Origin of the sequence: Georgenia sp. H159, assembly GCF_035607575.1 — a bacterium.
Lineage (GTDB): Bacteria > Actinomycetota > Actinomycetes > Actinomycetales > Actinomycetaceae > Oceanitalea.
The window spans coordinates 533,608-555,706 of the sequence record NZ_JAYDZY010000001.1 but is presented as its reverse complement, the minus strand read 5'-3'; the positions used below and the strand labels follow the sequence as shown (position 1 = coordinate 555,706).

The window sequence follows — 22,099 nt, the reverse complement described above, 5'->3', positions numbered from 1 at the left end:
CTTTCTCCTCCACCCATACCGTCTCGGAAGAGGGCGATCCCCGAAGTGTCCACTCAGGAGCTCCCTGACCCCGTCGCCGATGCCTTCGGCACGAACGAATGGCTCATCGAAGAGCTGTTCGAGCAGTACAAGAAGGACCCCGCACTGGTCGACCCAGCGTGGTGGGACTTCTTCAAGGACTACCAGCCGGCCAACGGCGCAGCGACGTCCTCACCCCCAGCGCAGGGCGGGGACTCGGCGGGGCGCGCGGCGAAGCAGCCGCCCGCCGCGACGAAGCAGCCGGCCCCGGCGACGCAGCCGACCGCGACGCCGCAGCGCTCCTCGGCCGGGACCACCGACAGCCAGGACGCACCGGAGGCCGACCCCTCGCCCGCCCCGTCGGCACGCTCGACGAGCGGCGGCGCGGAGGCGACGCCGACCTCCCGGCCCGGTTCCGACACGACCACCGACAACCCCCCGCCGGCGCCCCAGGCGAAGACGGCCGCCGAGGCGGTGAGCGAGGCGCCCGCCCCGGAGGCTGCCGCCCAGCCCGCCGTCGCCGGGTACACCTCGACGCCGTCCGCGCGTCAGTCCACCGGCCCCGCACCGAGCGACGGCACGGTCAAGCTGCGCGGCCCCGCCGCCCGCGTCGTGAAGAACATGGACGCCAGCCTGGAGGTGCCGACCGCGACGAGCGTGCGTGCGGTGCCCGCCAAGCTGCTCGTGGACAACCGGATCGTCATCAACAACCACCTCGCCCGTGGCCGCGGGGGGAAGATCTCCTTCACCCACCTCATCGGCTACGCCGTGGTCGAGGCGCTGGCGAAGCTGCCCGAGATGAACGCCACCTACGCCGAGCTGGACGGCAAGCCCGCCGTGACGCAGCCGGCCCACGTGAACTTCGGCCTGGCCATCGACCTGCCGAAGCCGGACGGCACCCGCCAGCTGCTCGTCCCGTCCATCAAGGCGGCCGACGAGATGGACTTCAACCAGTTCCGCGTCGCCTACGAAGACCTCGTGCGCAAGGCGCGGGGCGGCAAGCTCACCGTCGAGGACTTCTCCGGCACGACGATCACGCTGACCAACCCCGGCACCATCGGGACCGTGCACTCGATGCCGCGCCTCATGGTGGGCCAGGGCACGATCGTGGGCGTCGGTGCGCTGGACTACCCGGCCGAGTACAAGGGTGCCTCGGAGGAGACGCTGGCCCGGGCCGGCGTCTCCAAGATCCTCACCCTGACGTCCACCTACGACCACCGGATCATCCAGGGAGCCGCGTCCGGTGAGTTCCTCCGGGTGCTCGAGGAGAAGCTGCTCGGCCAGGACGGCTTCTACGACCGCGTCTTCGCCTCGCTCCGGGTGCCCTACGAGCCCGTGCGCTGGCAGCGTGACGTCCACGTCGACCCCGAGACCGAGCTGGGCAAGCCCGCCCGGATCGCCGAGGTCATCCACTCCTACCGCTCACGCGGCCACCTCATGGCGGACACCGACCCGCTGACCTACCGGCAGCGCCGTCACCCGGACCTCGACATCACCAACCACGGCCTCACGCTGTGGGACCTGGACCGGACCTTCCCCACGGGCGGCTTCGCCGGTGCCAGCCGGCTGCCGCTGCGCGACATCCTCGGCACCCTGCGGGACACCTACTGCCGCACCATCGGCATCGAGTACATGCACCTGCAGGACCCCGTCGAGCGGCGGTGGATGCAGGCGCGGCTCGAGACGCCCTACCAGAAGCCCAGCGTCGAGGAGCAGCTGCAGATCCTGCACAAGCTCGGGCAGGCCGAGGCCTTCGAGACCTTCCTCCAGACCAAGTACGTCGGGCAGAAGCGCTTCAGCCTCGAGGGCGGTGAGTCGCTCATCCCGATGCTCGACGTCATCCTCACGGGTGCCGCCCGCGACGGTCTGGACGAGGTCGCGATCGGCATGGCCCACCGCGGGCGGCTCAACGTGCTGGCCAACATCGCGGGCAAGTCCTACGCGCAGGTGTTCTCGGAGTTCGAGGGCAACCAGGATCCGCGGTCCATCCAGGGCTCCGGCGACGTCAAGTACCACCTGGGGACGGTCGGTGAGTTCACCGCCCCCACCGGGGAGCAGACCCGCGTCTACCTCGCCGCCAACCCCTCGCACCTCGAGGCCGTCAACGGCGTCCTCGAGGGTGTCACGCGCGCAAAGCAGGACCGCATCGACCTGGGCCCCCAGGGCTTCTCGGTCCTGCCGATCCTCGTCCACGGCGACGCCGCCTTCGCGGGGCAGGGAGTGGTCACCGAGACCCTGCAGCTGTCCCAGCTGCGCGGGTACCGGACGGGCGGGACGGTGCACATCCTCGTCAACAACCAGATCGGCTTCACCACCGGTCCGGCGAGCTCCCGGTCGACGCACTACCCCACCGACGTGGCCAAGGGCCTGCAGATCCCGATCTTCCACGTCAACGGCGACGACCCCGAGTCCGTCGCCCGCGTCGCCGAGCTGGCCTACGCGTACCGGCAGGAGTTCCACAAGGACGTCATCATCGACCTCGTGTGCTACCGCCGCCGCGGCCACAACGAGGGCGACGACCCGTCGATGACCCAGCCGGTGATGTACTCCCTCATCGAGAACAAGCGCAGCACCCGCAAGCTGTTCACCGAGGCGCTGGTCGGGCGCGGGGACATCACGCCCGAGCAGGCCGAGGAGGCGCTGCACGACTACCAGGCCGAGCTGGAGAAGGCCTTCACCGAGACCCGTGAGGTCGGCTGGCGCCCGCCGGTCCGCGACGACGAGCAGGTCGCCGGGCTCGAGCTGCCCGAGTCCCAGCAGGTCGACGCGGGGACGATGGTCGGGTGGCAGACCGCCGTGCCGGAGCCGGTGCTCCAGCGGATCGGGAAGGCGCACGTGCGGCCCCCCGAGGGCTTCAGCGTCCACCCCAAGCTGGCCAAGCTCCTCGAGCGGCGCGAGGCCATGTCCCGCGAGGGCGGCGTCGACTGGGGCTTCGGTGAGCTGCTCGCCTTCGGCTCCCTCCTCATGGAGGGCACGCCGGTGCGGCTCGCCGGGCAGGACTCCCGCCGCGGCACGTTCGTCCAGCGCCATGCCGTGCTGCACGACGCCGAGACCGGCGCGGAGTGGACACCGCTCATGTACCTCACCGGGGACCAGGCCAAGTTCTGGGTGTACGACTCCTCGCTGTCGGAGTACGCCGCGATGGCGTTCGAGTACGGCTACTCGGTGGAGCGCCCGGACGCCCTGGTGCTGTGGGAGGCCCAGTTCGGTGACTTCGTCAACGGCGCGCAGATCGTCATCGACGAGTTCCTCTCCTCCTCGGAGCAGAAGTGGGGCCAGCGGTCCTCGCTCGTGCTCCTGCTGCCGCACGGCTACGAGGGCCAGGGCCCGGACCACTCCTCGGCTCGGATCGAGCGCTTCCTCCAGATGTGCGCCGAGGAGAACATGATCGTGGCGCAGCCGAGCACGCCGGCGAACCACTTCCACATGCTCCGCAGGCAGGCCTACAACCGGCCCAGGGTGCCGCTGGTGGCCTTCACCCCCAAGCAGCTCCTGCGGCTGCGGGCCGCGGCCTCCCCGCTCGAGGCCTTCACCAAGGGCACCTTCCAGCCGGTCATCGGCGACGACGGCGCCCAGGGCGACGTCAGCCGGGTGCTGCTGTGCTCGGGACGGGTGTACTACGACCTCGCGGCACACCGCGAGAAGGCCGGTGCGACGTCGACCGCCATCGTCCGCCTCGAGCAGCTCTACCCGCTCGACGAGGACGCGATCCGCGCCGAGCTCGACCGCTTCGCCGGAGCGGAGCTGGTCTGGGTCCAGGACGAGCCCGCCAACCAGGGGCCGTGGACGTTCCTGTCGGACCACCTGTCGTCCGAGGCCCTCGGGGGGCGCGAGCTGCGGCTCGTCTCCCGGCCGGCTGCGGCGTCGCCGGCCACCGGCGTGGGCAGGGTGCACAAGGAGCAGGCGGCCGCGCTCATCGACGCGGCCTTCGGCTGATCGGACGACGACACGCGGGCCGGTCCTTCGGGGCCGGCCCGCGGTAGGTTTCGGGCAGGCACGAGAAGGGAGCGAGCGTGAGCGAGCGGCACATGCGGATCTGCGTCGTCGGCGACGAGCTGTCCGCGGGGATGGGAGATGCCCGCGGGCTCGGCTGGGTGGGCCGGGTGGTCGCCCGGACGGCGAGCGAGGACCCGCTGTTCGTCGCCTCGCTACCGGTGCCGGACGAGACCTCGACCGCGTTGTCGAGCCGCTGGGAGAGCGAGTGCCACCGGCGCTTCGCCCCCGGTGACGACAACCGGCTCGTCGTCGCGCTGGGCTCCGCCGACCTCACCGCCGGGCTGTCGATCGCCCGGAGCAGGCTCAACCTCGCCAACATCCTCGACAGCGCCCGGTCGCAGCAGATCGAGGTGTTCGTCGTCGGACCCCCACCGCGTCCCGACGTCGACGCCGACGCGCTGGGCGCGCTGTCCGACGCGTTCGCCGACGTCTCAAACCGTCGCCAGGTCCGGTACGTGGAGACGTTCGCGCCGCTGCGCACCCACGACCAGTGGCTGGCCGACGTCGCCGCCGGCGACGGCCTGCACCCGGGGCAGGCGGGTTACGGCCTCCTCGCGTGGCTGGTGCTCCACAACGGCTGGCACGACTGGCTCGGCCTCCCCCAACACGCCTGACACCCCCAGCCCGGCCCCGCCCCGCCCCGCCCCGCCCTGCCCTGCCCTGCCCTGCCGCGGTACTCTCTCCCGCCGACAGCGGAGTTGTTGCCCACGCGCTCCTGCAACAACCCCGCGCTCGACAAAGGGTGGGAGAGGCCCACCGCGCGCGCCGCGCCCCGGCCCTCTCCCCCGCCGACAGCGGAGTTGTTGCCCACGCGCTCCTGCAACAACCCCGCGCTCGAGAAAGGGTGGGAGAGGCCCACCGCGCGCGCCGCGCCCCGGTCCTCCCCCCCGCCGACAGCGGAGTTGTTGTCGACGCGCTCCTGCAACAACTCCGCGCTCGGCGAGGGGTGGGAGAGACCTACCGCGCGCCCCGGTCCTCCCCCCCGCCGACAGCGGAGTTGTTGTCGACGCGCTCCTGCAACAACTCCGCGCTCGGCGAGGGGTGGGAGAGACCTACCGCGCGCCCCGGTCCCCTCTCCCGGCGACAGGCGCTCCTGCAACAATCCCGCGCTCGGCGAGGGGTGGGGTGTCAGCGGCGGGACCAGCCGGGGAGGTTCATGGGGTCGATCGTCGCGCCGTTGCGCCACACCTCGTAGTGGACGTGGCAGCCGGTGACGTTGCCCGTCTGGCCGGTGAAGCCGATGACGTCGCCCTTGTTCACCCACTGGCCGACGCTCACGTTGAAGCGGCTGAGGTGGTTGGTCACGGTGATGTAGCCGCTGCCACCGATGACGCCGTGGTCGATGATCACCTGGTTGCCGTGCGAGGCGTTGCCGGGCGCGGGGACCGTGGCCTTGACCGTCCCGCTCGCGCCGGCGTACTGGGGATCCCCGCAGGCGGACCGGACGTCCACTCCCGCGTGCCACCAGCGGTAGCCCGCGATCGGGTGGATGCGGTAGCCGTACGGGGAGGTGACGTAGAGGGGGTTGGGGACCGGCGGGGAGATGCCGGACGAGACACCCGCGCCACCGCTGCTCGCGCCGCCGCCGCTGCTGCCCGACCCACCGCCGCCGCTGCTCGAGCCGCCACCGGAGTTCTCGCGGTTGCGTGAGGCCTCCTCGCGTGCGCGGCGCTCCTGCTCCTCGCGCTCGCGGCGCTCCCGCTCCTGGCGCTCGCGCTCCCGCTCGGCCACCGTGTCCGCGCGCTCCGCCTCGATGCCGGCGATGATCCCCGCGAGGCGGTCGTCGTCGGCCTGCTTCTGGGCGAGGTCCTCGTTGAGCTGTCCGCGCAGGCTCTCGAGCTCGGCGGCGAGCGCCGTCTGCTCGGCCTGGATGGCGACGATCTCCCGGCGGTGCTCGTCCGCGGCGGCGCGGGCAGCGTCGGCGGCGGCCACCGCCTCCTCGGCCTGGGCGTGCAGCTGGTCGATGCGGTCGCGCACCGCCTCCTGCCGCAGCTCACGGTTGCGGTTGACGGCGGTGATGGTCTCGAGGTCGGTGATGACCTTGGTCTGGGTGCGCACCGCCGTGTCGACGATGGCGGTCTGCCGGATGAACTCCTCGCTCGAGCTCGCGTTCATCACGACGGCGAGCCCGTTGAGCGAGGCGCCGCCCCGGTAGGTGCTGCGTGCCAGCTCCCCGATCGAGGAGCGGGTGGACTGGATCTGCGCGTCCCCCTCGGCGAGCTCCTCGCCGAGGTCGCCGAGCTCGGTCTCGGCGACGGCGAGCCGGTCGGCGACGGCCTGCTCCTCACGTTCGGCGGCCGCAAGGTCCTCCTGCGCCTGGGCGAGGGCCGCCTCGGCGACGGGCAGCCGGGTGTTGGCATCCTCCAGCGCGAGGTAGGCCTCGGCGAGGTTGGCGTTGGTGCCCTCGAGGCGGGACTCCAGCGACTCCCGCTCCTGGGCGTTCTGCTCGCGCTGCTCGCGCTGGCGCTGCAGCTGCCGGTCGTACTCGCGGATCTCGTCGTCGTAGTCGGCGACGGCGGCGCTTCCCCCGGCGAGCAGGGCCAGCGCGGTGGCGGCGGAGAGCAGCCCCCTGACCAGGTGGCGCGGGCTCCGGGGAGCGCGGTTCGGCGTCGTCATGTCACACCCTCGTGTAGCGGCTGAGGGACACCAGGGAGCTGATGCCGGCGAGCAGGATGGCGGCCGCCACGAGCAGCGGTGCGATGAGCAGCACGTCGCCCGTGTCGACGAACTGGACCCACTGGAACTCCGTCGCCAGCCAGCCCTCGATGAGGTAGCGGCCAGCCAGCCACAGCCCGCCGACGGCGAGCGCGGCACCGGCGAGCGCGGCCAGCGCCCCCTCGAGCATGAACGGCAGCTGGATGAAGAGGTTCGAGGCGCCGACGAGCCGCATGATCGAGGTCTCCCGGCGGCGGCTCATCGCGGAGAGCCGGATCGTCGTCGTGATGAGCAGGACGGCGGTGAGGATCATGACACCGCCCAGCGCGACGGCGAGGAGCGTCGCGCGGTCGAGGATGAGGAAGAGGGGCTCGAGGAGCGCCCGCTGGTCGACGACGTCCTCCACCCCCGGTCGGCCGGTGAGCTCGTCGGCGACGACCTGGTACTGCTCCGGGTCGACCAGCTTGATGCGGAAGGAGACCTGCATCTGGTCCGGGGTGAGGGACTGGGTCCACACCGTGTCCGGCATCTGCTCCTGGAAGGCCTCGTAGGCCTCCTCCTTGGTCTCGAAGAACACCTCGTCGACGTAGGGCGCGAGCGCGTCCGAGGCCAGGAGGTCCTCGACCTCGGCCAGCTGCTCGTCGCTCACCTCCCCGGACGCGCACGTGGGCACCGCGGAGTCCTGCGGGCACATGAACACCGAGACCTCGACGCGGTCGTACCAGTCGTCCTTCATGTTCCCGACCTGCATCTGCAGGAGGGCGGCGGCCCCGACGAAGACGAGGGAGATGAAGGTGACGAGGACGACCGACACGGTCATCGAGACGTTGCGCCGCAGGCCCGACGCGAGCTGGGAGAGGACGAACCGTAGCCGCATGACCGCCCCCTACCTCGCCGCGCCGTAGACGCCGCGGGACTGGTCGCGCACGGTCCGGCCGTCCTCGAGCTCGACGACGCGCTTGCGCATCTGGTCGACGATCTCGTCGTCGTGGGTGGCCATGACCACGGTGGTGCCGATGCGGTTGATCCGGTCCAGCAGCCGCATGATCCCGATGGACGTCGTCGGGTCGAGGTTGCCGGTCGGCTCGTCCGCGAGCAGGATCGCCGGGCGGTTGACGAAGGCCCGGGCGATCGCGACCCGCTGCTGCTCCCCGCCGGACAGCTCGTGCGGCATGCGCTTCTCCTTGCCCTCGAGGCCGACCGTCTCCAGCACCTCGGGGACGGTCGTGAGGACGTGGTGCCGTGGCTTGCCGATCACCTGGAGTGCGATCGCGACGTTGTCGAAGACGGTCTTGTTCGGCAGCAGCCGGAAGTCCTGGAAGACCATGCCGATCTGCCGGCGCAGCTGCGGGACGCGCCACTGGCTGACCTTGGACAGGTCCCGGCCCAGCGCGAAGACCTGCCCCGACGTCGCACGCTCCTCACGCAGCACGAGGCGCAGGAAGGTCGACTTCCCGGAGCCGGACTGGCCCACGAGGAAGACGAACTCCCCGCGCTCGACCTCCAGGGTCACCTGGTCGAGCGCGGGCCGTGCGCCCCTGGCGTAGACCTTGGAGACGTTCTCGAATCGAATCATGCTCTGCGGCCAGTCTCGGAAGTGGGGGAAGGCGGAACTCTGGCCTTTGTCGAGGGTAGGCACCCGGGCTCCCGGCCTCGGCGCCGACACGCCGGACGAGGAGGGCCGGCGCCTCAGTCGGCGCTCTCCTGCTGCTTGCGCCAGCGGATCCCGGCCTCGATGAAGTCGTCGATCTCGCCGTCGAAGACGGCCTGCGGGTTGCCCTGCTCGTGCTCGGTGCGCAGGTCCTTGACCATCTGGTAGGGCTGGAGGACGTAGGAGCGCATCTGGTCGCCCCAGCTCGCCTTGACGTCACCGGCGAGCGCCTTCTTCGCAGCGTTCTCCTCCTGCTGCCGCACGAGGAGGAGCCGTGACTGGAGCACCCTGAGGGCGGCCGCCCGGTTCTGGATCTGGGACTTCTCGTTCTGCATCGAGACGACGATCCCCGTGGGGATGTGCGTCATCCGGACCGCGGAGTCGGTCGTGTTGACGCTCTGGCCGCCCGGGCCGGAGGACCGGAAGACGTCGACCTTGATCTCCGACTCCGGGATCTCGACGTGGTCGGTCTGCTCGATCAGGGGGATGACCTCGACGGCGGCGAAGGAGGTCTGGCGCCGGCCCTGGTTGTCGAAGGGTGAGATCCGCACGAGGCGGTGGGTGCCCGCCTCGACCGAGAGGTTCCCGAAGGCGTAGGGCGCCTTCACCTCGAAGGTGACGCTCTTGAGCCCGGCCTCCTCGGCGTAGGAGGTGTCCAGGACGGCGGTCGGGTACCCGTGCCGCTCGGCCCAGCGCAGGTACATCCGCATGAGCATCTCGGCGAAGTCGGCGGCGTCGACGCCGCCGGCGCCGGCGCGGATCGTTACGACGGCCTCCCGCTGGTCGTACTCCCCCGACAGGAGCGTGCGCACCTCGAGGTCGGCGAGGTCCTTGCGGATCGCGTTCAGCTCGCCCTCGGCGTCCTGGAGGAAGGCGTCGGCGTCGGCGCCGTCCTCCTCCTCGCCCAGCTGGACGAGCGCCTCGAGGTCGGCGATCCGCTCCCCCATCCGCTCCACCCGCGACAGCTCGTGCTGGGCGTGGGACAGGCGGCTGGTGACCTCCTGGGCGCGGTCGGGGTCGTCCCAGAGGTCCGGCGCGGCTGCCTTCTCGGAGAGCTCGGCGATCTGCGCCCGGAGCGCGTCAGGGTCCGTCACCGCGCTGATGGCCCGGTAGGTGGAGCGCAGGTTCTGGATCTCGGTCGGGAAGTCGGTTGCCACGGTCACCCAGGCTACGCGATGACGCGGCGGGTCAACGCCCCGTGGCCCAGCAGGCGGGTGGGCGCGTCAGAACGTGTAGGCGACGACGAGCATGCCGATGAGCAGGAGCGCGATGACCACCGAGGTCACCCGCCACCACAGCGGCTGCACCCGGCGGTGCCCCACGCCGTCGTCCGGCCCCCGCAGCTCGGGTGGGACGTCGTCACTCATCTCCGCTCCTTCCGTCGGTAGGCCGGGGTGCCCAGGGCCAGCACGAAGAAGGCCAGCACCATGACCCCGATGATCACCGTAGCCATCGCCACCCCGTCCGCGCCGAAGACCCCGACGAGGGGGCTCACGACGCCGGCCAGACCGGCCTGCGAGCAGCCGATGAGCGCCGCGGCGGCGCCGGCCCGCTCACCGTGCCGGCTCAGCGCGAGTGCTCCCGCGTTGGGCGGGACCACCGAGTTCACCGCGAGCAGCAACCACAGGGGCACGACGATGCCGGCCAGGCCGGCGATCTCCCGGGAGGCCACGACGTACAGCACGACGGCCAGCGCAAGGGCCATCGGCACCGCGACCCGCATGATGTGCAGCGGCTCGAAGCGACGCACGATCGCGGCGTTGACCTGCGCGCCGAGCACCAGGCCGAGTCCGTTGACCGCGAAGAGCAGCGCGAACTGCGTCTCCCCCAGCCCGTACTGCTCCTGGAAGACGAACGGGGAGCCGGCGACGTAGCTCATCAGCGCCCCCAGGCCGAGCCCGGGGAGCACGGCGAGAGCGACGAACTGCCGGTCGCGGAGGAGCACGCGGTAGCTGCGCAGCGCTCCACCGATCCCCTCGGTGCGACGCCGGGAGGGCGGGAGGGTCTCGGGCAGGAAGCGCCACATGAAGAGCATGAGCGCCACACCCAGGGCGGCGAGCACCGCGAAGATCGCGCGCCATCCGGCGATGTCGGCCACCAGGCTCCCGGCGGTCGGTGCGAGCAGCGGCGCGACGCCGATGACGAGCATGAGCCGGGACAGGATGGCCGAGGCGGTGGCACCGCTGTACCTGTCGCGGATGACGGCCATCGCCGTCGTCGTCGCGGCGGCGTTGCCGACGCCCTGGATGACCCGCAGCACCAGCAGCGGGACGATGCCGGCGGCGACGATGCACAGCAGCGAGGCGACGACGTGCAGGAGGACACCGATCATCACCGGCCGACGCCGGCCGAAGCGGTCGGAGAGTGGGCCGGCGAGCAGCTGGCCCACGGCACCGCCGATGAGCACCCCGGTGATGGTGCCCTGCACGAGGGCGGGCGTGGTGTCGAGCTCGGTCACCACGACGGGCAGCGACGGGAGGTACATGTCGGTGGTGACCGCGGGCAGCGCGGCCATGACCCCGACGAGAAGGATGAACTTCGCACTGGGGCGCGGGGACCGCGCGGCGAGGTCTGACACGTCCGCCATGGTGCACCACCGGGCCCGTCGACCGCGCATCGTGCGCGGGTGAGACCGGGCACTGCCCGGCGGCTCCGGTCGGTGGGGTCAGCCGGCGGAGCCGACGTCGCTCAGCGCGGCGGCGACGCGCTGCTCGATCTCCCGCTCCGTGAGCCGGCCCGCCGCGACGGTCCGGTCGGCCGCCACGTAGTAGAACGAGGCCCCGATCTCCTCGAGCGGCCGCCCGGTGTGCCGGGCCCACGCCAGCCGGTACAGCGCGAGCTGGAGCTCACGCGCCGCCAGCGTCTGCGCGTCCCGCGGTGGGGCGCCGGTCTTCCAGTCGACGACGTCGACGCCGTGCTCGTCGTCGAAGACCGCGTCGATCCGGCAGCGGACCACCGTCCCGGCGACGGCGGTCTCGAGGTCGACCTCCACCGCGACGGGTCGACGCGTCGCCCACGCGGAGTCCGTGAAGGCGCGCTTGAGGGCGCCGAGATCCGGCGGCGTGCCCGCTGCCCGGCGTGGCGGGGCCGCGCGCGTGGCCTCCGGGCCGGCGTCGCCCGGGGGCTCGTCCTCCTCGGCGAGGTCCTCCGCGCCGTCGACGTCGAGGAGGCTCGGTGCGCCGTAGTACTCCTCCACCCAGGCGTGGAAGAGCGTGCCGACGCTCGCGTGCTCGCTGGGGGCGCCGGGCATGGGTCGACGGCGGTCGAGGGCGAAGCCCTGCGGGTCGTGGGCCAGACCGACGACGCCGGACGCCGAGAGGTGGCTGCCGAGGGACACCTCGAGCCCCGCCGTGCGCGACTCCGCCCGCTCCCGCAGCAGCAGCCCGGTGTCCCGCACCCACCGGTGGACGTCGGCCGTGGCGGTGGTGCCGGCCGGCAGGGTCGCGGGGTCGGGCGGTCCCGCGGCCGTGCGGACGGCGACCGCCGCCGCCTCGAGCCGGTCGCGGCGCTCACCGAGGGGGTCGAGCGGCCAGCTCGCCGTGACGACCCGCTCGAGGCTCGGGTTGACGGCCTCGGCGTCCGGCTCGGCCGCCCAGCCCAGCCGGCCGTCCTCGACCAGCCCGGCGTCGCGGGGCTCGGCGAGGAAACGTGAGGGCGGCAGCGGCGTCTTCCCGGTACGGAACCAGGAGCCGGTGAGCAGCAGGGTGTGGCGCGCCCGGGTGACGGCGACGTAGGCGAGCCGCCGCTCCTCGGCGACGGTGTGCCGGCCGCCGTCCCGCTTGAGCTGGGTGAGGGCGTCGCGGACGTCGGCGTGCGTGGGCGCGGGCGGGATGTCGAGCGCCGGCAGGCTGTCGGCGTCCCCACGCAGGGGGGAGGGCAGCGCGCACCGGTCGGTGAGCCAGCCGGAGGCGGACACCGCGCCGTCGGCGGCCGGCGTCCCGCGGTAGCTGGGGAACTGGGACTCGACGAGGCCGGGCACGGCGACGACGTCCCACTCCAGGCCCTTCGCGGCGTGGACGGTGAGCACCTGGACCGCTCCGGGCTGGGGGTCGGCGTCGACCGGCTCGAGTCCGCGCTCGCGCTCCTCGGCGGCGTCCAGCCAGCCGAGGAAGGTCCCGAGCCCGGCCCCGCCGGTGTCGGCGGCGAAGGAGGCGGCGACGTCGACGAAGGCGTCGAGGTTGCCGCGGGCGTGGGCAGCGACGCGTCCCGCGCGGGCCGCGACCTCGATGTCCAGGCCCATGAGCGTGATGGTGTGGGCGACGACCTCCGCGAGGGACAGGTAGCTCAGGGAGCGCACCTGCCGCAGCAGCCCACCGATTCGCTGGACGCGGCGCAGCCCGTCGCCGGTGAGGGTGGCGCCGGACGGGGAGCGCCACCCGGGCGGCGGAGGGCTGTCGACCGCCTCGACGACGCTGGCCTCTCCACGGGCGCCGGCCCCGGCGGCGAGCGCGCGTGCCCAGGCGCCGAGGACGTGGAGGTCCGCGGCGCCCAGGCCGGCGCCGGTGAGCAGCCGCATGGCGGAGTCGCCGCGCGAGGCGTCGTGGGCGGTCTCGAGGGCTGCGCGCACGTCGACCACCTCGGGCGCGGAGAGCAGGCCGCCCAGGCCGAGCACCTCGACCGGCACACCTCGTCCACGCAGGGCGTCGACGACGGCGGTGAACTGGGACCGCGTGCGGCACAGCACCGCGGCCGTCTCCTCCGGTGCCCAGCGCTCGGCGAAGAAGGCGGCGATCTCGCCGACCTCCTCCTCCACGGACTCGGCGTAGGCGGCGAGCACGTGCCCGTCCGCGACCCCTGGCCGCGCGACGAGCTCGGGTACCTCGACCGGCGAGGGTGCACCGTCCTCGGCGACGCGCAGCGGTCCCGAGACCCGGTTGGCGACGGCGAGGATGCGGGCGTCGTTGCGCCACGAGGTGCGCAGGTAGCGCGTAGGGGTCTGGTCCTGGCCGGCGCGGCCGAGGCTGGGGAACTGGCCGGGGAAGTCGGCCAGTGCGGCGGCCGCGGCGCCGCGCCAGCCGTAGATGGCCTGGTTGGGGTCGCCGACCGCGGTGACGGCGTGCCCCCCGCCGAAGACGGTGGACAGCAGCCGCAGCTGGGCCACGGAGGTGTCCTGGTACTCGTCGAGCAGGACGAGGGGGTACTGCTCACGCAGCGCCTGCCCGACGGAGGGCACGGTCTCGGCGATGCGGGCGGCCATCGCGACCTGGTCGGCGAAGTCCATCACCCCGTGCTCGCGCTTGGTACGGGCGTAGGCGTCGACGAGGTCGAGGAGGGCCAGTCGCTCCCGCAGCGACGCGACGACCTTGCGGGTGTCGGCGTAGGGGTCCTTCGTGCGGCCGGCGGGCGCGGCCTCGGTGAGCGAGCCGGCGAGGTGCTCGAGCTGCTCACGGGCCTCGTCGGTGGTGAGGAGGTGCTCGGCGAGCGCGCCGGACAGCGAGAGCACCGCCTCGGTCACCGACGCGGGTGAGGCGTCGACGTCGAGCACGGCGTGCCAGCCCTGGACGACGCCGTCGGCGAGCTGCCAGGCACCGGCCTCGGTGACGAGCCGGGCCTCGGGGTCCATCCCGACCCGCAGCGCGTGCTCCTTGGCGATGTCCGCGGCGAAGGAGTTGTACGTGGCGATGGTGGGCCGGTCGACGTCCATGCGGGGGGCGTCGGCGTCGTCGAGGAGCCCGGCGCGGCGCAGCTGGCGCAGGCGGAGGCGGACGCGGTCGGACAGCTCGGCCGCGGCCTTTCGGGTGAAGGTCAGGCCGAGGACCTCGTCGGCGCGGACCAGGCGGTTCGCGACGAGGTAGACCACCCGCGCGGACATCGTCTCGGTCTTGCCGGAGCCCGCTCCGGCGACGACGAGCTGGGGCGCGAGCGGCGCCTCGATGACCGCCTGCTGCTCCTCGGTGGGCACGTGCTGGCCCAGCGCCCGGGCGATGTCCGCGGGGCTGTGCCGGATCGTCGTCGTGGGTGCCTGGGTCACTGCGTCACCTGACGCCCTTCGGACTGGAGCGGGCAGCTGCGCCGCACGGGGCAGTGCGTGCAGCCGGGGTTGAGCCGGGCGTCGAAGCACGACCCGGCCATGGTGTCGGCGACCCGCGCGACGAGGTCGTGCGCCCAGCCGGGCTCCTCGGCGTCCCGCGGCGGCACCTGCTGGCGGGCGGTGGGTGCGGTCCGGCCCGCGCCGAGGTAGACGAGCCGTGCGCCGGCCGACGTCGCGGGCCGGTCCAGCCCGTCCGCCTCGACGGCGACCTGGTAGGTGGCGAGCTGGGCGTTGGTGCGGGCCTCGTCCTCGCTCACCGGGCTCTTGGAGGTCTTGAGGTCGACGACGCGCACGAGCTCGCGTGGCGTGTCCCCCTCGCCGTCGTCCTCGGGCGCGGGGCCGAGGCGCTCGACGCGGTCGATCCGACCGACGAGGCGGGCGCGCCCGACGTCGGCGGTGAACGAGGTCTCGACGTCGACGTCGCCCGGCACCCCGGCGATGTACTGCGCCAGCCGCTCGACCATGCGCTCCGCCTCTGCCCGCGAGCGCCGCCCGACCCAGCCGTCACCGAGTCCGAGGGAGGACCAGCGGGCGTCCAGGGCGGAGCGCAGCTCCTCGAGGGTGCCGTGCGGGTGGTCGGCGGCGATCTCGTGGACGAGGGTGCCCAGCGACTGGTCCAGGGAGTCCTCCCGGCGCCCGCCGGCGGTCTGCAGCGCCCACCGCAGCGGGCAGCGGTCGGCCGTCTCGACCGTGGACGGTGTCACCGGCACCTGCGCCTCCGGCCCGTGCAGCGGCGCCGTGCTGCTGGGAGCCGCCAGCCCGTGCCACTCGTCCGGGTCGGCCCCGGGCACGTCCTCCGCCGAGAGGTGCGCGAGCAGGGCGGCGGCGGCCTCCCGGCGCGCCACCCGCGCCTCGCCGCGCGCGTCCGCCGCCAGCTCCTCGTCCAGCGCGGCGCGCAGCTCGGCGACGAGGCCGCGCAGGTCGAGGGCCGGGGGCACGTGGCCGACGGCCTCCCCGGCGTCGTCGGCGCCGAGCAGCTCGAGGAAGGAGGAGGGGCGGTCGTCGAGGTCGAGCACCGCGGTGGCGACCAGCCGGCGCGTGGCACGGGAGACGGCGACGGCGAGCATCCGCAGCTCGTCGTCCAGGACGTCGCGACGCGCCTGGCTGCGCGGGACCGCCGTGCCGGGCTCCCGGCGCCCGGAGGCGATCTCCGCGAGCTCACCGGCCCCCAGGAGCGTGTCGCGCAGGCGGAGGTCGGGCCACACGTCCTCCTGGAGCCCGGCGAGGACGACGACCTCCCACTGCCCGCCTCCCGTCCCGGCCGGGGTGAGGATGGCGACGGTCTCCCGGCGCTGCGCCTGGGCGGCGAGGGTGTCCGCGGCGATGTCCTGGGCCAGGACGTCGGCCACGAAGCCCGCCGGCCCCGCGCCCGCCTGCCGCTCGTCGAACTGCTCGGCGGCACGGAACAGGGCCATGAGGGCGTCGAGGTCGGCGTCCGCGCGCTCCCCCGCCGCGCCGCCGGCGAGCGCCCGGCGCCGCCACGGCTCCGCGAGCCCGGTGGCGTCCCACACCGCCCACAGCACGTCCGTCGCCCCGCCGCCGCGCGCCGCTGCGGCCCGCCCGGCAGCGAGCACCCGGGCGACGCGCAGGGGTCCGCCGCGGTAGGGGCCGGGGACGTGCTCGGCGCGCGCCGGCTCGGCGAGGAGCTCGAGGAGCAGCTCGTCGGTGGCGGCGCGGACGGCCGCCGGGGCGCTCGCGTCCGGGAGCTCGGCGGCGACGGAGGACCGCAGGGACCGGCGCAGCCCGCGCAGCGAGACGGCGTCCATCCCGCCGACCGGGGAGCACAGCAGGGTGACGGCAGCCTCGGCGTCCAGCCCCGCCGTCACCGCGTGCAGGGCGGTGAGCAGGGGGCGGACCGCGGGCTCGTCGCGCAGCGCCTGCCGCGCGCCGTCCTGGGCGACGGGCACGCCGGCGTCCCGCAGCTGCCTGCGCAGGCCGGCGACCTGCGCGGTCGACCGCACGACGACGACCATCTGCGACCACCGCGTGCCGTGGTGGAGGTGCTCCTCGCGGAGCCGGCGGGCGATGTGCGCGGCCTGCTGGCTCGTGCTGCGCAGCACGGCGGTCTCGACGCCGTGCGGTGCCCCGTCCTCGTGCGGCGGGGTGAACGGGAGCAGGCCGGCGCGCTCCGTGGCGTGCGGCGCGGTCCGGTGCCGCGCTCCACCGACGACCGAGACCTCGTTCGTCACCCTGCGGGTGACCTCGCGCAGCTCGGGGGTCGCACGCCACACGGTGCCGAGCACCTCACGCTCGGCCCGGAAGCCGCCGATCGGGTCACCGGTGACCGCCCGGCCCACGAGCGCGGGCGTCCCGCCGCGGAAGCCCTGGACCCCGGCGTCGGGGTCCCCGAGGAGGACCAGCTCGGCGCCGTCGTCGGCGAGGGCGTGCAGCAGCCGCGCGGTGGCGAGCGTAGCGTCCTGGTAGTCGTCGACGACGACGGTGCCCCACCGGGGCGGGGACAGGTCGGGCAGCTCGGTCCGCCAGCGGCGCAGGGCCTGGGTGGCGACGTCGACGATCGCGGCGACGTCGTACCGCGCCCCGCGGTCGGCCGGGCTCTCACCGAGGACGGTGACGTCGGTGTACTCCTCAAGGACGACGGCGGCGGACTCCCACTCCGGGCGCCCGGCGCGGCGGCCGAGCGCGGCGAGGTCGGCCGGGCTGAGCCCGAGCTCGACGGCCCGGGTGAGGAGGTCGCGCAGCTGTCCACGGAAGGCGTGCTGAGCCCGGGTGTCGGCGCCGATGGACGCGGGCCAGCCGGGGTCGCGGCCCAGGCCGTCGGCGTGCCCGGCGAGGAGCTCGGCGAGGATCGCGTCCTGCTGCGGGCCGGTGACGAGGGTGGGGGCCGGCTGGCGCAGGGCGGCCGCGCGCGCGTGGACGACGGCGTAGGCGAAGGAGGCGACCGAGCGCACGAGACCGCGCGTGCTGCCCCCACCGGCCACGAGGCGGGTGCCGACGGCGTCACGCACGCGGTCCGCGGACCGCCGGGAGGGCGTGAGGAGGAGCGCCGGGCTGCTCAGTGGGTGCGTGCCCATGGCCGCGCCCACCTGGGCCCGCGCGAGGAAGGTCTCGACCGCCGTCGTCGTCTTCCCGCTCCCCGGTGCCCCGACGACGAGCAGGTGTCCCCCGCCAGCAGGGCGCGTGACGACGCGCTGCTGGTCGGCGTCCAGGGCGACCTGGGCGTGCGCCGCGGGCACGCTGAGCCGAACCGCCGTCTGTGTCACACGACGATGGAACCACGCAGCACCGACATCGCCGTGCACCGGCGCGGTCACGCCGTCCGCGAACACCGGACCGCCCCGCACACCGGTCGCGCCTACGATGGGGCGACAGCCCGTCCCAGCCGCGGCCCCAGGCCGCACCCGAAGGAGCCACCTTGGAGATCACCATCGGCGTGCGAGACATCGCCCGCGAGATCACGATCGAGTCGCCGCTGTCCGCCGAGGAGCTCAAGGAGACCGTCAAGGCCGCGGTCGACGCCGGCACGTCGCTCGAGCTCACCGACGAGAACGGCACGCAGGTCCTGGTCCCCGGCGGCGCGCTCGGCTACGTCCGGCTCGGCTCCGAGACTCCTCGCCGCGTGGGCTTCGGCGTCTAGGCAGACAGACCCAGGCGGTTCATCCGGCGCGCGTGCCCGGCGGAGATCGTCCCCAGGGCGGGCGCCGCCAGCCCGGACACGTCGGTGCCTCCGACGGACTCCACCACCCCGAGCACCGGCTGGACCGCACCGAGCGCCTCCCCGGCGACGCGCCGGCCCCACAGGGCCAGGCGCGCGTCGAGGCGCTCGTCGGCCGTCGTCGCGCGCGTGACCTCCGCGGCGACGAGACCGGTGAGGCCCTGCCCCGCGAGCGCCACCTCGGCGACCTCCCGCGGCCCGTCGGGGAGCTGGTCGGCGACCAGCCGCGCGAGGTCACGGACCATGCCGCCCGCCACGACCGTGCGCACCACGCGCTCCCACCAGTCCCCCGAGCGCGTCCGTCGGCCGATCTCGTCGATGATCTCGAGGTAGGGCTCGGCGGCCGCGACCAGCACGGCGTCGTGCTCCTCGGCGGCCGCCGCAAGGTCCGCGTACCGGCCGAGCTGCCGCGTGGCGAGGAGGGCCAGCGCCTCGCGCGTCTGCGCACGCGGCGCGTGCGCGGTGTCCTCGGCGAGCCAGTCGAAGGCCGTGAGCCGGCTCGCGGCCACGAGCCCGAGCACGGTGACCACCTGCCCCGGCTGCTCGAGGACGGGCAGGGACGGCTCAGGGCTGGACATGCGCCTCAGGGTAGTTCGCCCGGCTCCGGGGGGACCGTCGGCGGGCCTGCGGGCGATGTCACAGCGCATGCCGGGCCCATGGGGCTACACTGGCGAGGTCCATACGGTTGACCGGTCGTCACGTACGCACGCAGATCCCCGCCGCTGACGCGGCTGCTCATCCACGATCGGCTGCCACGACCACGCGGGAAACGCCGGCGAGATCTCGCTGCCCCGCCACACACCGATTGGTACCACCCACGTGACTGACACCTACTCGGGCGTAATCACGCCCTCCGCCGACGACGACGGCCGTCTCGACATCTCCACCGCCGCGGACACCGCTGCGCTCGGCGACGCCGGCATCGACACCATCGACACCGACGTCACCGACACGTCCAACGAGGCCCTGGCGCCGGAGCGGACCTTCGCCGACTTCGGCGTCGAGCAGCCCATCGTCGAGGCCCTGGCCGACGCCGGGATCATCCACCCCTTCCCCATCCAGGCGCTCACGCTGCCCGTCGCCCTGTCCCGGCACGACATCATCGGTCAGGCGAAGACGGGCACCGGGAAGACCCTGGGCTTCGGCATCCCCGCCCTGCAGAACCTCGTCGCCCCCGGCGAGGACGGCTGGGACAGCCTCCCGGACGCCGGCAAGCCGCAGGCGGTCGTCATCGTCCCCACCCGCGAGCTGGCCGTCCAGGTGGCCGGTGACCTCGTCGCCGCCGCCCGCAACCGCCCCTCGCTGCGCGTCGTCCAGGTCTACGGCGGGCGCGCCTACGAGCCGCAGGTCGAGGCGCTCCAGCGGGGCGCCGAGGTCGTCGTCGGCACGCCCGGCCGGATGATCGACCTGCTCAAGCAGCGCATCCTCGACCTGTCCCGCGTGCGCACTGTCGTGCTCGACGAGGCCGACGAGATGCTCGACCTCGGCTTCCTGCCCGACGTCGAGACCCTCCTCGCCAGCACCCCGGCCGGCCGGCACACCATGCTCTTCTCCGCCACCATGCCCGGCGCCGTCGTCGCGCTCGCCCGGCGGTACATGACGCGACCGACGCACATCCGCGCGCAGGACCCGGGCGACGACGGCGCGACCGTCAAGGCCACCCGCCAGGTCGTCTACCGCGCCCACGCGATGAACAAGGTCGAGATGCTCTCCCGCATCCTCCAGGCGGACGGCCGCGGCCTGACCATCGTCTTCACGCGCACCAAGCGCACGGCGGCCAAGGTCGCCGACGACCTCGCCGAGCGCGGCTTCGCCTCCGCCGCCATCCACGGGGACCTCGGCCAGGGCGCCCGCGAGCAGGCGCTGCGCGCCTTCCGCGCCGGCAAGGTCGACGTCCTCGTCGCCACCGACGTCGCGGCCCGCGGGATCGACGTCGACGACGTCACCCACGTCGTCAACTACCAGTGCCCCGAGGACGAGAAGACCTACCTCCACCGGATCGGCCGCACCGGCCGCGCCGGGCAGAAGGGAACCGCGGTCACCTTCGTCGACTGGGACGACGTCCCGCGCTGGACGCTGATCAACAAGGCCCTGGGCCTCGGCCAGCCCGATCCCGTCGAGACCTACCACACCTCGCCGCACCTCTACACCGACCTCGGGATCTCCACCGAGGTCACCGGCCGCCTGCCCCGCAGCGCCCGCACCCGGGCCGGGCTCGACGCCGAGGCGATCGAGGACCTAGGGGAGACCGGCAAGAGCGCCGGGCGGGGTACCGCCCGGTCCGGCGGGTCCGGCCGCGGCGACTCGGGCCGCGGCGGCCGCCGCCAGGGCGGTCCGAGCCAGCCGCGCGAGAGCGGTAACGGCCAGGCGCGCGAGGGCGGCAGCTCCAAGCCGCGGCGCCGGCGTCGCACCCGCAAGCCGAGCGAGGGCGCCGCGTCCGACAGCTGAGGTCTCGCCAGCCGAGCCACTCGCCCTCGCCCACCACGGGCGGGGGCGTTGCTCGTCCGACGGTCGAGGCGCACTCGCCGCTCGGCGCCCGTACCGGCGGGTGGGTGGAGCCGGCTCAGGCGTGGGCGGCGATGAAGGCGAAGACGGCGTCGGACATGAGCTGGACGGCGATCGCCGCGAGCAGGAGACCGGCGAGCCGCGTGACCAGCGTCGTCCCGCCGTCCCCGAGCACCCGGTGGATGACGAGGGAGAACCGCATGGCCAGCCACAGGCAGACGTGGACCCCGAGGATCGCCAGCGCGATCGCGAGCCAGCCGGGTGGTCCGTCGGCGTCCTGCACGGCCAGCATCGCGGCGACGATCGCGCCTGGGCCGGCGAGCAGCGGCGTGCCGAGCGGGACCAGGGCGACGTTGACCTTCCCGCCGCCGGCGGGCCGGGGCTCCTCGGCCTTGCCGGTGAGCAGCTCCATCGCCACGAGGAGGAGCAGCAGCCCTCCCGAGAGCTGGAGCGCCGGCACCGAGATGCCGAGGAAGTCCAGGATGTAGGGGCCGAGCACGGTGAAGACCGTGATGACGCCCAGCGCCACGGCGGTCGCCTGCCGAGCGGCCCGCTTGCGCTCCCTGGCCGTGTTCGTCGACGTCAGCGCGAGGAAGATCGGGACCGTGCCGGGCGGGTCCATGATGACGAACAGGGTGAAGAAGCTCGTCGCCAGCAGGGAGACGTCGAGGACATCGCTCACGGGCGGACCACCGGCAGGTAGCCCTCGCTCTCGATCTGCTCGAGCACCGCCGGGTCGGTGACGTGCTCACCGAGCCGGTTCGGCTTCCCGGCACCGTGGTAGTCGCTCGACCCGGTGACGAACAGCCCGAGCGACGCCGCGAGGTCACGGAGCTGGGCGCGGGCGCCCTCGTCGTGGTCCCGGTGGTCCACCTCGAGGCCGGCCAGTCCCGCGGCCGTCATCTCCTCGATGACGTGGTCCGCGACGACCCTGCCACGGGTGGCGGCGCGCGGGTGGGCCATGACGGGCACCCCACCCGCCCGACGGACGAGCTCGACGGCCTCGACGACGTCCGGGGCGTCGTACCGCACGTAGTACGGGCCGCCCGTGTGGAGGATCTCGAGGAAGGCGGCCGACCGGTCGGTGACGTACCCGCGGTCGACGAGCGCGTCGGCGATGTGCGGCCGTCCCACCGTCCCGCCGGGCTCGAGCCGCGCCTCGACCTCCTCCCACGTGAGGTCGAAGTCCATGGCGATGCGGTCGACCATGCGGCGCGCCCGCCCGAGCCGCGAGTCACGTGCGCGCGCGACGGCGGCGTTGAGTCCGCGCGCGGCGGGGTCGTGCAGGTAGGACAGGAGGTGGACGCTCACGCCCCCGGCGGAGGTGGAGAGCTCCGCGCCGCGCACGAGGGCGACCCCCGTTCGTCCGACGGCGTCGGCGGCCTCGGCCCACCCGTCCCAGGTGTCGTGGTCGGTGAGGGCGACGACGTCGAGCCCGGCCGTGCGCGCCGCGGACATGAGCTCGGCAGGGAGCTCCGTGCCGTCGGAGAGACTCGAGTGGGTGTGGAGGTCGACGACGGGGCGGGCGGGCACGAGGCCCAGCGTAAGGCCTGCCGCACGGGCCGTGGAC

15 protein-coding genes are annotated in these 22,099 nt (G+C 73.9%); 4 read left to right on the top strand and 11 right to left on the bottom strand.

What is annotated here, in order from left to right; translation table 11 throughout:
- Nucleotides 1–45 precede the first annotated feature (45 nt).
- Both VR894_RS02580 and VR894_RS02575 read left to right on the top strand, forming a co-directional pair.
- Nucleotides 46–3,954, top strand: a complete 3,909-nt coding sequence (locus VR894_RS02580) for a multifunctional oxoglutarate decarboxylase/oxoglutarate dehydrogenase thiamine pyrophosphate-binding subunit/dihydrolipoyllysine-residue succinyltransferase subunit (RefSeq protein WP_324649740.1) — start codon at nucleotides 46–48, stop codon at nucleotides 3,952–3,954.
- Nucleotides 3,955–4,046: 92 nt separating this feature from the next.
- Nucleotides 4,047–4,628, top strand: a complete 582-nt coding sequence (locus tag VR894_RS02575) for a GDSL-type esterase/lipase family protein (protein WP_324650042.1) — start codon at nucleotides 4,047–4,049, stop codon at nucleotides 4,626–4,628.
- Nucleotides 4,629–5,142: 514 nt separating this feature from the next.
- Here the strand turns inward: VR894_RS02575 and VR894_RS02570 are convergent.
- The 8 genes from VR894_RS02570 to VR894_RS02535 all read right to left on the bottom strand — a co-directional run bounded on the left by VR894_RS02570 (nucleotide 5,143) and on the right by VR894_RS02535 (nucleotide 17,572).
- Nucleotides 5,143–6,630 carry a peptidoglycan DD-metalloendopeptidase family protein gene (locus VR894_RS02570; RefSeq protein ID WP_324649739.1) on the bottom strand — a complete coding sequence of 496 codons (1,488 nt, stop codon included), beginning with the start codon at nucleotides 6,628–6,630 and terminating at the stop codon, nucleotides 5,143–5,145.
- A gap of 1 nt (nucleotide 6,631) precedes the next feature.
- Nucleotides 6,632–7,546: a permease-like cell division protein FtsX gene (gene ftsX, locus VR894_RS02565; RefSeq protein WP_324649738.1), complete on the bottom strand. Its 915-nt coding sequence runs from the start codon at nucleotides 7,544–7,546 to the stop codon at nucleotides 6,632–6,634.
- Nucleotides 7,547–7,555: 9 nt separating this feature from the next.
- Complete coding sequence (ftsE, locus tag VR894_RS02560; RefSeq protein WP_324649737.1) at nucleotides 7,556–8,245, bottom strand: cell division ATP-binding protein FtsE; 690 nt, start codon at nucleotides 8,243–8,245, stop codon at nucleotides 7,556–7,558.
- 113 nt (nucleotides 8,246–8,358) lie between these two features.
- Nucleotides 8,359–9,477 (bottom strand): peptide chain release factor 2, encoded by a 1,119-nt coding sequence (prfB, locus tag VR894_RS02555; protein WP_324649736.1) that lies wholly within the window; start codon nucleotides 9,475–9,477, stop codon nucleotides 8,359–8,361.
- A 66-nt stretch (nucleotides 9,478–9,543) separates the two neighbouring features.
- On the bottom strand, nucleotides 9,544–9,687 hold the full coding sequence (locus VR894_RS02550) for a hypothetical protein (protein WP_324649735.1): 144 nt from the start codon (nucleotides 9,685–9,687) through the stop codon (nucleotides 9,544–9,546).
- Nucleotides 9,684–10,907 carry a multidrug effflux MFS transporter gene (locus tag VR894_RS02545; protein WP_324649734.1) on the bottom strand — a complete coding sequence of 408 codons (1,224 nt, stop codon included), beginning with the start codon at nucleotides 10,905–10,907 and terminating at the stop codon, nucleotides 9,684–9,686. The genes VR894_RS02550 and VR894_RS02545 overlap by 4 nt, the downstream gene beginning before the upstream one ends.
- A 78-nt stretch (nucleotides 10,908–10,985) precedes the next feature.
- On the bottom strand, nucleotides 10,986–14,291 hold the full coding sequence (locus VR894_RS02540) for an ATP-dependent DNA helicase (protein ID WP_324649733.1): 3,306 nt from the start codon (nucleotides 14,289–14,291) through the stop codon (nucleotides 10,986–10,988).
- Complete coding sequence (locus VR894_RS02535) at nucleotides 14,288–17,572, bottom strand: PD-(D/E)XK nuclease family protein (RefSeq protein WP_324649732.1); 3,285 nt, start codon at nucleotides 17,570–17,572, stop codon at nucleotides 14,288–14,290. Before VR894_RS02535 ends, VR894_RS02540 begins: the two co-directional genes overlap by 4 nt.
- Before the next feature lie 152 nt (nucleotides 17,573–17,724).
- Between VR894_RS02535 and VR894_RS02530 the strand changes: the two genes are divergently transcribed.
- Complete coding sequence (locus VR894_RS02530; RefSeq protein WP_324649731.1) at nucleotides 17,725–17,946, top strand: DUF3107 domain-containing protein; 222 nt, start codon at nucleotides 17,725–17,727, stop codon at nucleotides 17,944–17,946.
- On the opposite strand, the gene VR894_RS02525 is transcribed toward VR894_RS02530, so the two are convergent.
- Nucleotides 17,943–18,602, bottom strand: a complete 660-nt coding sequence (locus tag VR894_RS02525; protein WP_324649730.1) for a ferritin-like fold-containing protein — start codon at nucleotides 18,600–18,602, stop codon at nucleotides 17,943–17,945. The two genes, VR894_RS02530 and VR894_RS02525, sit on opposite strands and share 4 nt — an antisense overlap.
- 241 nt (nucleotides 18,603–18,843) lie before the next feature.
- On the opposite strand from VR894_RS02525, the gene VR894_RS02520 reads away from it, so the two are divergent.
- The gene (locus VR894_RS02520) at nucleotides 18,844–20,472 is read left to right on the top strand and encodes a DEAD/DEAH box helicase (protein WP_416380790.1); all 1,629 of its coding nucleotides are present in this window, start codon (nucleotides 18,844–18,846) and stop codon (nucleotides 20,470–20,472) included.
- A gap of 115 nt (nucleotides 20,473–20,587) precedes the next feature.
- Here VR894_RS02520 and VR894_RS02515 read toward each other — a convergent pair whose 3' ends face one another.
- A complete protein-coding gene (locus VR894_RS02515) occupies nucleotides 20,588–21,211 on the bottom strand; it encodes a MarC family protein (RefSeq protein WP_324649729.1) in 624 nt (207 codons plus the stop codon).
- Nucleotides 21,208–22,062, bottom strand: a complete 855-nt coding sequence (locus VR894_RS02510) for a PHP domain-containing protein (RefSeq protein WP_324649728.1) — start codon at nucleotides 22,060–22,062, stop codon at nucleotides 21,208–21,210. The genes VR894_RS02515 and VR894_RS02510 overlap by 4 nt, the downstream gene beginning before the upstream one ends.
- Nucleotides 22,063–22,099: the final 37 nt, after the last annotated feature.

Excerpts from the sequence above, each read along its gene's own strand:
- ftsX (WP_324649738.1), bottom strand. The coding sequence starts at position 7,546 with ATGCGGCTACGGTTCGTCCTCTCCCAGCTCGCGTCGGGCCTGCGGCGC.
- ftsE (WP_324649737.1), bottom strand. The coding sequence starts at position 8,245 with ATGATTCGATTCGAGAACGTCTCCAAGGTCTACGCCAGGGGCGCACGG.
- VR894_RS02525 (WP_324649730.1), bottom strand. The coding sequence starts at position 18,602 with ATGTCCAGCCCTGAGCCGTCCCTGCCCGTCCTCGAGCAGCCGGGGCAG.
- VR894_RS02570 (WP_324649739.1), bottom strand. The coding sequence starts at position 6,630 with ATGACGACGCCGAACCGCGCTCCCCGGAGCCCGCGCCACCTGGTCAGG.
- VR894_RS02545 (WP_324649734.1), bottom strand. The coding sequence starts at position 10,907 with ATGGCGGACGTGTCAGACCTCGCCGCGCGGTCCCCGCGCCCCAGTGCG.
- VR894_RS02575 (WP_324650042.1), top strand. The coding sequence starts at position 4,047 with ATGCGGATCTGCGTCGTCGGCGACGAGCTGTCCGCGGGGATGGGAGAT.
- VR894_RS02550 (WP_324649735.1), bottom strand. The coding sequence starts at position 9,687 with ATGAGTGACGACGTCCCACCCGAGCTGCGGGGGCCGGACGACGGCGTG.